Raw genomic sequence first — 15400 nt, forward strand, 5'->3', positions numbered from 1 at the left:
TCCTATTTTGACCAAGACTATATTGTAAATGAGGTGACAACATGCCCATTACGAATCGATTTTCTACCACCACTAACGGCGCACTCGCTATTACAGGAAATACTTTAGGCTTAAGTAAAATTAGTAATCTAAACCGTGCTGGTACAATCGGGGCAATTGGTGCATTCGCAACTACGAATACTGCTTTACAAGTAACTACTTTTCCTGCGGGTACAACATTAAACTATACACAAAATAGTTCTACCGCTATTTTAAATATCCCTGCTGGTAGTACTATTCTTTATGCAGAACTTGTTTGGGGTGGAAACTACTTATCTCGTGATCAAAATATTACGAGTGTATTAGGAAACCCTGTTTCTTTTACAACACCTGTGTCAACATACTCAATTACCCCTTCAACCGTTACAGCTTCTAATCAAACATTCGTTTCTGGATCGGTCACATTTGGGTTCTATACACGTTCTGCAGATGTAACATCCCTCGTTCAGACTGGGGGTCCTGGCTCTTATACAACCGGATCTGTCCCTGGACTTGTTGATCCTTTAGATGCTTCTAACGGAGCTATCAATTCTTCTGGATGGACGCTCATTGTCGCTTATCAAAACGGTTCCTTACCCGCAAGAAACTTAACCGTTTATGTAGCAGGTAATCGCGTTTCCGCCGATACCGGTAGTGCAGATGTATCTGTCTCAGGATTTTTAACACCTTCAGGAGGACCTGTAAGCGGGAGATTATTTTTAAGTTCTACCGAAGGAGATGCTGATTTAACCGGTGATCAAGCTTTATTTGGACCCAATTTCAGTTCATTAAATGCATTATCTGGACCAAATAATGCTATAAATAATTTCTTTGGTTCTCAAATTAATAATGCTGCCGGAAATTTAGATACAACGGGGACATTCGGAACACGAAATCAAAGCGCTTCTACAAGTACAAATATCTCCGCAGGCCGGCAAGGTTGGGACATTACTTCTATTGATATTTCTCCTTATTTAACAAACTCTCAAGTCTCCGCCGCAATCCGTTTAACAACTAACGGAGATGCATATATGTTAAATACAGTCGGCTTACAAATCAACATAAATTCACCTAATATACAAGCAACGAAAAGCGTGAATAAAAGTGTTGCTGCAATTGGAGATATTCTCACTTATACCGTTACTATCCCTAACACCGGGCTTCTTCCTGCCAATAATGCTATTTTTATAGATAGTCTCCCTAACGGTACTTCTTTTATACCTGGCACTGTAACAGTAGATAACGTACCACAGACAAATGCAAATCCTGCTGCTGGTATATCTCTTGGAACAATTAATAACAATGCTTCTCGTACAGTAACTTTCCAAGCGACTGTCGTCTCTCTTCCAAACCCAAATCCGATTTCTAACACTGCTAATATTACATTTCAATATACACCAATTGCTGGAGGAACAACCTTTAATGGTCTTGCAACAAGCAACTCTGCTGGAACACAAATTAACCTCGCCGATATTAATGGAACAAAATCAGTTAACAAAATCTTTACTGACATTGGTGAAACATTAACTTACAGTATTTCCTTAGCTAATATAGGAAATATCGCTGCAACGAACGTTATATATACGGATCCGATTCCTAGCGGGACTACTTTCATTCCAGGGAGTGTAACTGTTAACGGGGTTACTCAAGCAGGAGCAAACCCTGCTAATGGTGTATCCATTGGAACTATTGCTGCTAATTCTACGACTACTGTTTCATTTCAAGTACTCGTTCCTTCTATTCCCCAAACAAATCCAATATTAAATAGTGGTACAACAACATATCAATACATTCCTGTGCCAAATCAACCGGCAGTAAGCGGGACTGATACAACTAATACCGTATCCACTCAAGTGAATAATGCTACTGTCACCATGACGAAAGCAGTAGATAAAAATTTTGCAGATATTGGTGATACACTAACGTACACCGTTTCCTTTACAGGTACAGGTAATACGAATGCGAACAACGTTATTTTTACAGATATCATTCCTACTGGAACAACTTTTGTTCTCAACAGTTTAACGATAGATGGTACGACACAAGTGGGCGCAAATCCCGCTAACGGTGTAAACATTGGATCGATTCCAACTGGCACAACTAAAAATGTTTCATTTCAAGTAGTAGTAAACACAATACCCGCTTCAAATACCGTATCTAATGGTTCAAGTGCTTCTTATCAGTACACTGTCAATCCAAGTCAATCACCCATTATAAAAAACATTTCTTCTAATCTCGTTTCCACTCAAATTAACAATGCCAATGTAACATTAACAAAATCAACAAATAAACAATTTGCTACAATTGGCGAAACAATCAGTTATACAATTCTTATTACAAACAGTGGAAATACAGCTGCAACTAACGTACAACTAACAGATCCACTTCCAAATGGAACGATATTGACGGCTGGTACTGTAACACTAAACGGAGTTTTGCAAAATGTAGATTCTCTAATTGCTTTACCTATCGGTACAATTCCTGGCGGAGCTACTGTTACCCTTTCTTTCCAGGTAACAGTCATCAATATTACCGCCCAAAACCCTATCATTAATAATGCTTTCGCCTCTTATCTATATACTGTAAATCCAAGTCTGCCACCCACTTCAAAAACTGCAAATTCTAATGCTGTTACATCCGCAATTAGACTAGCAAACCTTCAAGCTATTAAATCTGTAGATAAAACATTTGCGGAAGTTGGAGATATATTAACTTACACTTTTTCTCTTACAAACAATGGAAATGTTACAGCGAACAACGTATTACTATCCGACACAATTGCGAACGGTACTACCTTTGTACCGAACAGTGTTATAGTTAACGGTATCACTCAGCCGGGAGCAACACCAGCTAGCATCAGCATTGGTAGCATCAATGCTACTACTACAATTACAGCTTCATTCCAAGTAGTAATAACTAGCATTCCAAACCCAAATCCCATTTCAAATAGCGCTTCCATTTCCTATAACTTTATCGTTGATCCAAACGCTTCACCTGTAAGTAAGAACACTACTTCAACTACTACATTTACTCAAGTAAACGATGCAAATGTCATTTCAACCAAAACAGTGGATCGAGCGTTCGCTACTGTAGGGGATATATTAACTTATACCGTTGTTTTGACGAATGCAGGAAGCGTTTCTGCTGATAGTCCTACTTTCGTAGATACGAATCCAGACGGTACTACCTTTATCCAAAACACTTTCCTTATTAATGGTGTACTCCAAAATAACGCCGATCCAAATGTCGGTGTTCCGTTACCTTCCATTCCTGCTAACGGCTCACTTACCGTCTCTTATCAAGTAACTGTCACTTCTTTACCAACACAAAACCCAACAATAAATTCATCTAGTACACAATATAGCTTTATTCTAAATCCAGGCGATCCACCAACTATAGAAACATCTTTAAGTAATACTGTCAGTACACAAATCAACTTAGCAAATGTAGTTATTGTCAAACAGGTAGATTTAACTATTGCAGATGTTGGGCAACCGATCACATATACTATTGCCCTAGCTAACCCTGGGAATACTCCAGCAAATAATGTAATCGTTACAGATATTCTACCTCCTGGTACGACTCTCGTACCAAATAGTATTTTTATAGGTGGTACTTTACAGCTAGGTACGGATCCAAGTGTTGGTCTTCAAGTTGGTACGATTCCAGCAGGTGGTATTACAACAATTGTCTTCCAAATTAGTGCAAATAGTTTACCTTTACCAAATCCAGTTCAAAACAGCGCTGCACTTCAATATAGCTTTATCGCCGATCCAAATTTACCTGCTGTTGTGAGAAACGCTACTAGTAATATAGTATCGACACAAATTAATACTGCTAATATTGTTGCAACGAAGCTAACAAGCACAAACTTCGCTGATGTTGGTGATGTCATTACGTATACAACTATTTTAACGAATAACGGGAATATCGCTGCTTCTAATGTAACGTTTACAGATATCATTCCAGCGGGTACCATCTTCATTCCTAATACTGTAACGATTAACGGTGTCCCTATAGCAAATGCAAATCCTGCTAACAGCATTTTTATCGGTACGATAGGAGCAAATTCATCACGTACTGTTGCATTCCAAATTTCTGTACCAAGTATCCCTACTTTAAATCCGATTACGAATCAATCGGGCACAACATTCCAATACACGTACGATCCATCCAAACCTGCTGTAATGCAGATGGTTGCTTCTAACACTATACAGACAACTATTAATAACGCTACGATTGCTGCTACAAAATCTGCGGATAAACAGTTTGCTAATGTAAATGACATTATTACGTACACAACTACTTTAACGAATAGCGGGAACACACTTGCATCAAATGTAAAATTTACAGATGTAATTCCAAATGGGACGTCTTTTATTCCTAATAGTGTTACAGTAAACGGGAATACACTCCCTAATGTAAATCCAGCAAATGGCATAGCAATTGATCCAATAAACCCCAATACAAATACGACCATCTCGTTCCAAGTACAAGTAAATTCTATCCCGAATCCAAATCCTATCCCGAACCAAAGCAATACAACGTACCAGTATGTCGTAAATCCTAACTTACCTCCAGCATCCGCCAATACGTTAAGTAACGTAATAACAACTCAAATTAATAATGCTACTATTGTCGCTACTAAGTCTGTGAATACACCGACAGCTGCAATTGGTGATATCGTGACCTATACGATTGTAGTAACAAATACAGGTAATATCCCTGCTAGTGCAACTGTTTTAACGGATGGGCTTGGCGCAGGAGCTTCATTTATCCAAAACTCCGTAACGATCAATAATGTTCCACAACCAGGATTAGATCCATCACTTGGTGTTCACTTAGCAGATATTTCGCCAGGAGATACTGTATTCATTACTTTTCAAGCACAAATTTTAGCGATACCACCTAGTGGCACATTAACAAATAATGCTCTTGTAAATTATGAATATACCGTGAACCCAAACCAATCACCTGCTGTTAGTAGTACAATTACGAATACGACGGTTACTCCAATTATTGATGCTACTCTTTCTATAAATAAAACTGTCAATTCAACATTCGCTACTATTGGAGATACACTTACTTTCACTTCTACCATTACTAATTCCGGTAATACTACCGCAAACAATGTTATTTTTACAGATGTAATTCCAAATGGTACAACGTTTATTCCAAATAGTTTTACGGTAAATGGAACAACTATTCCTAATGCAAATCCACAAAATGGTATCAATATTGGTAACTTGAATTCAAATGCATCCGTTACACTTAGTTTTCAAGTAAACATTACAACTATCCCTAATCCTAATCCAATTCCTAACAAATCATCGCTTCAATATAGCTTTATTGTTGATATAAATGAACCGCCTGTTTCACGAACAGTTAAATCCAATAAAACTTTTACACAAGTAAATACTGCCTCCGTTATCGCAACAAAAACTGCAAGCAGTGCGTTTGCTGCTGTTGGAGACACAATTACGTATACAACTACTCTCACTAATGGCGGAAATACTCCCGCAAACACACCTGTTTTTACCGATATATTACCACCTGAACTTTCATTCGTTCCTGATAGCGTACAAATTAATACCATCCCACAACTTGGATTTAGACCAGATAGCGGGATTTCTTTAGACTCAATTCCAGTTGGAGGAACAACAACCATTAGTTTTCAAGCAATCGTTGGCTCAATACCAGCTACAAATCCAACTTTAAATCAATCTAGCACAACATATTCTATCATTGTGGATCCTACCCAGCCGCCAGTGACAGAAACAGCTACAAGTAATCCAACTTTAGTGCAAATTAACGAAGCAACTATTCAAGCAACCAAAAGTGTGGATCGTCTATTTTCTGATATCGCACCTGGAAATTCATTTTTAACGTATACAGTTTTATTAGATAATATAGGAAACTCAACTGCTACTAATATCATTTTTACAGATTCGATTCCAAATAATACAGTATTTATAGAAGATAGCGTTCGAGTAGGTGGGGTTTTATTACCTGGGATAAATCCAGCAAACGGGATACCAATTGGGGATATTATTGCAGGAGATTTTATAAACGTCACCTTCCGCGTGCAAGTAGTTAGTATTCCAAATCCAATTTTCACAATTGGACCAGGCGGACCCAACTCACCGGTTGTAAACGACGCTTCTATTAATTATCAATTTATGACAGGGCCTAATTTACCACTTGTTTCACGAAGCACGACATCTAATCCTGTTTCGACACAAATAAATTCTGGGGAAATTGCACTCGTTAAATCTGTAGATAAAACTTTTGCAACGATTGGCGATACCATTTCTTATACAATTACATTAAGTAACCCTGGAAATGTCACTTCACAAAATATCATTTTCACGGATATTTTGCCTGATGGAACGACATTTATATCTGGCACTCTTGTAAATGATTCTGGTGCGCAGCAAATCGGAAATCCTGCGAACGGAATACAAATTGGAAATATAAACCCAAGCGGAATGGCCGTTATTACTATTAACGTACTTGTCCTAAACATTCCAAGTATAAATCCAATCTCTAATTCTAGTTCTGTACAATTTCAGCATATTGTTGATCCAAGTCAACCGGTTATCACTCAAACCGCTTCATCTAATACCGTTACTACGACAATAAATAGTGCAATATTAGCTACCACAAAAAGTGCTGATAAATCCATTATTTCTGTCGGAGATACAGTTACGTATACAACTACTATTACGAATACCGGTAATACACCAGCAACGAATATTACTTTCACAAGCGCTATTCCAGCTAACACTACATTTATACCAAATTCGGTCACAATCAATAGCATACAGCAACCTGGTGCACAGCCAGCACTTGGAGTAACTATACCAAATATCGCGCCTGGCGCAACAGTAACTGTTACTTTCCAAGTAACTGTTCTTTCTGTACCCCCTTCAAATTCGATTATGGGTAATGACACAATTTTATACTCTTATACTGTTGATCCAAACGGAACTCCTGTTACAACTTCTACTTCAACGAATATCGTTACAAATCCGGTACTAGATGCTATGATAGCGATGATAAAATCGGTCGATCAAACACTTGTAACACTAGGTGATACGATTACCTATACGACAATTTTAACGAATACTGGTAATACAAATGCAACGAATATTACTTTCACTGATCTTATACCAAATGGTACAACGTTTATTACTGATAGCGTTACAATAAATGGCATCACACAAATTGGATTGAATCCTAATACCGGCATAACGATTGGATCAATTGCTGCTAACAGCTCGATATCTATAGTATTTCAAGTGACCGCTACTTCTACCCCTGTTCAAAATCCTATTGCCAATTCCGCTACTGCTTCTTACACATTTATCGCTGATCCAAATGCACCAATTGTTTCAAGAAATGTTACTTCAAATACAACGTTTACTACAATTAATACAGCTACTATTCTTTCATCTAAACAAGTTGATAAATCATTTAGCCACATCGGAGACACACTCACTTATACTGTTACTTTAACAAACAACGGAAATTCATCCGCACAAAATGTTATATTCACAGATACTGTGCCGAGCGGTACTACATTTATTGCAAACACATTTTCCATTAATGGAATTCCTCAAAGTGGTGCGAATCCAACAAACGGTGTAGATATTGGGCCTATAACAGCTGGGGCTATAGTAAATGTTTCCTTCCAAGTAAACGTGACCTCATTACCAACCGAAAACCCAATTGTAAATTTCTCATCGACATCGTATCAATTAGTCTCACCGCCTGATGCAGAAACTTCAATTAGCAATCCCGTTTCAACGCAAATTAAAGAAGCCATATTATCAATGACGAAGAATGAAAGTGCATCCTTTTCAGATATCGGGCAAACTGCTTTTTACACTATTTCTATTTCCAATGTAGGAAATACGGATGCAGCTAATATAGTATTCACAGATGTATTACCAAGCGGACTCACATTTGTTCCTAACACATTAACTGTCGATGGCGTTTTACAACCTAATGCGAATCCAAATACAGGTGTATTACTTGCAACACTTCCACCAAATGAAATATACAGTATCGTCTTTCAAGTTACGGTTAACAGCATTCCATCTATTAATCCAACACCGAATACAGCATCAACGACATATGAGTTTATTGTTGATCCTGTTAATCCTTCAGTATCGAGTTCAGCTACTTCCAACACTACGCTTCTTCAAATAAACAACGCAAATATTATAAGTACAAAAACAGCAGATCTTACTTTTGCGGATGTTGGTAATACAATAACATTTACGCTTAACCTCCCTAATACCGGGAATGTGGCTGCAACTGATGTTACCGTTATCGATATACTTGATAGCAATTTAACATTTGTTCCAAACAGTTTCACAGTTAATGGGCAAACCATTCCAAACGCTGATTTATCTACTGGTGTAAATATAGGTTCCATTAATGGTGGTAATACGGCAATCGTCACATTCCAAGCAACTGTTACTACACTTCCAACACTGAATCCAATATCTAATTCTACTTTAACCGCATATCATTACGTCGTTGATCCTAGCCAGCCACCTATTACAACTTCCAATCAATCTAATACAACGACCACACAAATTAATAGTGCTATCCTTACTGCACAAAAAAATTCAAATGTATCAACGGTAGATATCGGGCAGGATATCGTCTACACCGTTACAATTACAAATAGCGGAAATGTTAGTGCAACGAATGTTATTTTTACCGACCTTATTCCAGACGGAACTTCCTTTGAACCGAATAGTTTTACACTTAACGGAATTAGCATCCCAAATGCAAATATAATTACAGGTGTTCCAATTGGTGATATCGCGCCAAACCAATCTGTCATCGTAGCATTTCATATTAATGCCAATGAAATTCCACCTATAAATCCAATTTCCAACCAAGCTAGCGTTAGCTTCCAACATATCGTTAATCCAGCAAATCCTCCAGTTTCAAAAAATATTACTTCTAACAACGTCACAACAAAAATTGAAAGTGCTATTTTAAACACGATTAAAATCGGAGATAAAGCTTTTGCAACGATCGGTGATACAATTACGTATACAACTACGATTACGAACACAGGAAATATTCCAGCTAACAATGTTGTTTTCTCAGACCCTTTACCGACATGGACACAATTTGTTGCAGGATCAGTTGTTGTTGATGGCACTCCATTATCATCCGCTTCTATTATTGACGGTGTTGGTATAAATACAATCAATCCAAATCAAACTGTAACAATCATATTCCAAGTTCAAATTGTAAGCAATCCAACAACATTCACTCCTGAACTCCAAAACTTAGGATTTGTTAACTTCCAATATAACGTAGGCAATGCATTACAAGCTCAGCCTGGCAATGTGGAAACGAACGTCTTCGTTACTTCTATTAATTCAGCAATACTTTCAGCTGTAAAAACTGCTAATACAGCTTTTGCAAATATCGGTGACACGATCACTTATACCGTTTCAATTCAAAATAGTGGAAATACAAACGCTACGAATTTAAATTTCTCAGACCTCATTCCAGTAGGAACGACCTTTGTTGAAAATAGTTTTACTGTAAATGGAAGTACCATTCCAGGTGCAAATCCAAATAACGGAGTTAATATCGGAACCGTTAACGCGGGTAATTCCTTAACTGTTACTTTCCAAGTCATAGTTACATCTACTCCACCTTCGAACCCAATTACAAACGTTGCATCTATTCAATACGCATTTATTGTTGATCCGACTGCTCCTCCTGTTACAGGCACAATAAATTCTAATAGCGCTTCAACACAAATTAATAACGCGACTGTTACAACTGTTTTAGAAGCAAATCGAACAATCGTATCTATTGGAGATATAATTAAGTACACTGCAACATTAACAAACACTGGAAACTTCCCAGCAAATTCTGTATTACTCATTAACGGAGTTCCTGAAGGAGCATTATTTGTTCCAAATAGTGTCACGCTTAACGGGATTTCACTTCCAGATGCAAGTCCAACTCTCGGTATTCCAGTTGGTATTATCGCACCAGGTGATTCTGCTACTATTACGTTCCAATTTCTTGCAAGCTCTATTCCACCGCAAGGAGCGATTATAAATCAAGCACTTGCAAGTTACACGTATATTGTCGACCCAAGTCAACCTCCAGTTACAGCAACATCTTCATCTAATACGGTTACTACAGCTGTCGTTGATGCATCGCTATCTGTAATTAAAAACACAGATTCCCTCGTACAGTCTACTAACGGTACAATCACTTACACTGTAGTCGTTCAAAATAACGGAAATACTACTGCAAATACAGTTACTTTAACAGACTTGGTCCCAGAAGGAACTGCATTTATTCCGAATAGCGTGAATATTAATGACGTTTCAGCTCCAGGTGCCGATCCAAACATAGGGATCTCATTAAACTCCATTACACCTTCAGAAATCGTCACCGTCACATTCCAAGTTATCGTTCAATCCATTCCAAGCGTGAATCCAATTTCTAATATAGCCCGTATTGACTATACTTTTATCGCCGATCCAAACGCTCCTATCATCTCTCGAACAATTACGTCTAATCCAGCTTTCACACAAATTTCGGATGCAAATATCCTTTCTTTAAAAGCAGTCAATGCACAACAAGCAACAACAGGTGATATTTTGACCTATACGATAACGCTTGAAAATACCGGAAATATTCCAGCTACTAATCTCATATTTTCAGATACTATTCCAGAAGGGACTACATTCGTTGAAAATAGTTTTACGCTTAACGGAGCAACTATACCTGGTGCAAATCCAAATGTAGGTGTTACTTTGCCTAACCTAGTAGCAAACGCTACTCACCTTATTTCGTTCCAAATTCTTATTAACGACCCATTCTTGCAACAATCGATTACAAATCAATCCAATACAACATATACAATCCAACCAGATCCAGGACAACCGCCTATTACTGAAACATCTACAAGTAATATTGTCATTACAAATTTCGTGCAAGCACAATTGACAATTACAAAAACGTCCAATCCAATAACTGTAGATATCGGCGGAACTATACTTTATATTTCTGAAGTGAAAAATACTGGAAATGTTGATGCAATAAATATTATTTTCACAGATTCTATTCCACCTGGCACTACATTCGTTCCCGATAGTGTCACAATTAACGGTGTCCTACAGCCAGGTGTAAATCCTGAAAACGGAATACCGATTGGAACAATTCCAGCAAACAGTTCCAAAACGATACTATTTCAAGTGCAAACAAATACCCCACCTACTGAAACCGAAATTATAAATCAATCTTCAGCAACTTACCAATATGTAAGTATCCCTACAGCTCCACCAGTGAATCGCTCTGCAAATTCTAATATCGTTACAACATCACTTCAAAATGCAAATATTATTTCTGTTAAAAGCGCGAATGTAACTTTCGTATCAATCGGGCAAATTATTACCTACACAAATACACTACAAAATATAGGAACCGTTACAGCTAACAATACGGTGTTCATTGATAACATTCCAGAAGGTACTATATTCATTGAAGATAGCTTATCAATCAATAATGTGATGCAGCCTGGTGCGAACCCTGAAAATGGAGTAACTCTCGGCACGATACAACCAAATGAAACAGTCACTATTTCATTCCAAGTACAACTTACAAGTATACCAGAGGGCAACACAGTCATTAACATTTCAGACACTTCGTACGAATACCAAATTGACCCTAGTTCCCCTATCATTCAGCGTAGATCGTTATCAAATGCAGTAAATACTGACGTGCGGACGGCGAATGTTAGTGCAATTAAATCCGCTAACAGATCTGTTACACGTATCGGCCAAATTATCACATATACAGTCGCCGTTACAAACGCTGGTACAATACCTATTACAAATACTCTCCTAATTGACGCAATTGCTGCTGGTACAACATTCGTTCCAAATAGCATCCTTGTAGATGGCGTACCAAGACCTAATGAAAATCCAGTTACCGGTATCAATCTTGGTATTATCCTTCCAAATAATACGATTATTGTTACGTTCCAAGTAAATGTAGTCTCTATACCTTCACAAAATAATATTAATAATATCGCTGTCATTCACTATGAATATAAACCGGAACAAAGCGCACCACCAATTTCAGAAACGACCTCTTCCAATACTACAAATATACAATTTATTGATGTTATTCTTATCGCTACAAAATCCGCTAATAAAGTATTAGCTAATATTGGTGAAACCATTGCATATACAGTATTCATTCAAAATAATGGATCCACTACAACTAACTCCATCTTTTTTACAGATACTATAGAAGATGGAACAGTATTTATTCCAGGAAGTGTAACAGTTAACAACACTGTACTTCCTGCAGCAGATCCGAATATCGGCTTTTCCATTCCTAATATTACGCCAGGTCAAGCGACTACAATAACGTTCCAAGTTTCCGTTACGAATTTACCTGCTGTAAATCCAACACCTAATACGACAAACATCGTCTACGACTTTATTTTCAATCCTGATTTTGCACCAATTCAAAAATCTACTACTTCCAATACTACTTTCGTTCAAATTAATGATGCTGATATCGTTTCACTGAAAACTGTTGATTTGACTTCTGTAACGATTGGTAACATTTTAACTTATACAACAACTTTAACGAATATAGGAAATACGGATGCTACTGCTGTTGTATTTACAGACAATATACCTGATGGAACAATCTTTATAGAAGGTAGCGTTTTAGTAAATAACATTCCTCAACTTAACGCCAATCCAAGTGCTGGTATACTTGTAGGAACGATTGCTCCTAACGTTTCTATCCCAGTCACCTTTTCTGTTACCATCGTAGCTCTTCCAGCTAGCGGTCGTATTCAAAATCAATCGACTTCTCGTTATACAATTAATGGTGAGGAACAAATATCGACTAGTAATATTACCTTCACTGAAGTTATTTCTGCTACTGTAATTGCAACAAAAACAACACCTATCCAATATGCTGACCTACAAACTATTATCCCTTATACAATTTCAATCATAAATAATGGAAATATACAAGTGGAAAATATTATTGTTACAGATATCATCCCAGCAAATACGAGCTTTATAGAGAATAGTGTTATTGTGAATGGAAACGCTCGTCCAAATGACAATCCACTTAGCGGGATACAACTTGATAACATTCCGCCTAATACGACAGCAACTATTCTATTCCAAGTACGGGTTACTTCGATTCCGCAAACAAATCCAATCTCTAACACGAGTACAATTGAATACCAATACACGGTACCAAACCAGCCACCTATTACAGAAACTATTATTTCATCAGCTGCCGTAACAACAATTAATCATGCGAATTTGAATAGTAATAAAGCAGTTGACCGTGCATTTGCAACAGTCGGTGACACGTTAACGTATACGATTACACTCAATCAAACTGGTAATATTGCAGCAAATGATGTAGTCATTCAAGATATTATTCCTCAAGGTACTACATTTGTTGAAAATAGCGTCATTGTAAACGGAGAAACTCTTCCGGGAGTGAATCCAGTAAGTGGCATACCAATTGGCACTATAATAGTAGGTGGAAATGCTATCACTTCCTTCCAAGTAACTGTAACTTCTATTCCAACACCAAATGAACTCAACAATGAAGCAATTACTACTTTTAACTATATAGTCAACCCAAATAACTTACCTGTTACAAATACGACTACAACAAATACCGTCACAACAACTGTCCAAAATGATAATGTCGTTGCCATAAAGTCTGTTAATGCTACGAATGCATTACCTAGTCAAACTTTAACGTATACAATTACGATTACGAATAGCGGTAATGTAACGATTGAAAATCTTCTTGTCATAGACACCGTACCAGTAGATACAACCTTCGTGACGGGTAGCGTTACGATTAACGGAATCAATCAACCTAATGCAAACCCTGAAAATGGTATTACATTAGGAAACCTTGATCCTAATGCATCTGCTATCATTACTTTCCAAGTAACAATATCTTCTTCAACTCTTCAATCTGCAATCAATAACGATGCTTCTGTTTCCTATACTGTTACCATTGATCCGAATGAACCGCCTATTACAATTACAAAGCAAACAAATACCGTTACAACAACAGTAGTTGATCCGATGGTTCGCATTGAAAAGACAGCTGATAAATCTATCGTAACAACAGGAGAGACGATAACTTTCACATTAGAAGTAATAAATCATTCACCAATTCCTACAATCAGTACTTCTGTCCTAGATATCATTCCATCTGGTACAACATTTATTGAAAACAGCGTAACAATTAACGGTACTCCGGTTCCAAATGTTCGTCCAGACACTGGTATGAATATCGGCGCCTTACCTGCAGATGGAGTAGCAACAATAACATTTCAAGTTCTCGTCACTTCTATCCCTTCAAACAGTACCATTATCAATTCCGCAACAGTTACGGCCGCATTCCAATTGACACCACAGGACCCAATTATTACTTTTATTGTTAATTCAAATACCGTTCGTATACCTGTTCAATTTATAACTGCAACAGTAGTAAAAAACGCTTCCGTCAGCTCCGCTTATTTAAACCAATATTTTGATTATACGGTGCGTATTACAAATACTTCTGATATTTCACTTTCAAATGTTTCATTACAAGATACCATCCCACCAGGTTTACAATTTATGAACGGCACTGTCTTTATTAACGGCGAACGCTCTCCACTAGCGAATCCGAATATCGGTTTCCTAGTCGCTACTCATTTGGAACCAAACGAAACAATTATCGTGTTATTCACAGTACAAGTGATACGTCCACCTGTTAATAATGAATTCAAAAACACGGCGAATATTTCGTTACAACTTCAGGTCTCACCTACCGATCCACCAATTACAGTAACCGTTACAAGCAACGAAAACATTGTCGCCTTTATTTCAGAAAATCCAGATGAAACACTTCCAAATTTAAATTGCTTCTTTGACGGTGAACATTTTATACACGTTACTCCTCGAAATATACGAAATTACTTTTGGGCTTGGATTTGGTGGAAGTAATAAAAAAGAAAAAGCTTGTAGTTTGGATACTATCCAAACTACAAGCTTTTTTCATAAGCAAAATTATCAATTGCTAGCAGCACTATATGCTACATGTCGTTTCTCAATTCTCTCTTCAATTTCTTTCATATTTTCTTTATTATTTAATAGTGATTGTTTATTTTCAATTAATAATTGTTTAAAAGATTTTCTCACTTTTTTTCTCATTTTCATTGTCCTCCTTGGGGGATGGTTTATATAAAAGATAAGGAATTATCTGTGTGCCCTTATAATAATTGATTGTTGTGAATTCTATTTGAACTTCATATGAAAATTCCGTTTATTTT

2 protein-coding genes are annotated in these 15400 nt (G+C 37.2%); one reads left to right on the plus strand and one right to left on the minus strand.

The window, feature by feature from the left end; translation table 11 throughout:
• Positions 1–41 precede the first annotated feature (41 nt).
• Positions 42–15074, plus strand: coding sequence for a DUF11 domain-containing protein (locus KVT31_RS08275; RefSeq protein ID WP_217613519.1), 15033 nt, complete (start codon positions 42–44; stop codon positions 15072–15074).
• Between the two features lie 66 nt (positions 15075–15140).
• Here KVT31_RS08275 and KVT31_RS08280 read toward each other — a convergent pair whose 3' ends face one another.
• Positions 15141–15281 (minus strand): FbpB family small basic protein, encoded by a 141-nt coding sequence (locus KVT31_RS08280; protein ID WP_016088576.1) that lies wholly within the window; start codon positions 15279–15281, stop codon positions 15141–15143.
• Positions 15282–15400 lie beyond the last annotated feature (119 nt).

The organism is Bacillus sp. GbtcB14 (assembly GCF_019091205.1).
GTDB classification, from domain to species: domain Bacteria; phylum Bacillota; class Bacilli; order Bacillales; family Bacillaceae_G; genus Bacillus_A; species Bacillus_A cereus_AG.

Excerpts from the sequence above, each read along its gene's own strand:
- KVT31_RS08275 (WP_217613519.1), top strand. The coding sequence starts at position 42 with ATGCCCATTACGAATCGATTTTCTACCACCACTAACGGCGCACTCGCT.
- KVT31_RS08280 (WP_016088576.1), bottom strand. The coding sequence starts at position 15,281 with ATGAGAAAAAAAGTGAGAAAATCTTTTAAACAATTATTAATTGAAAAT.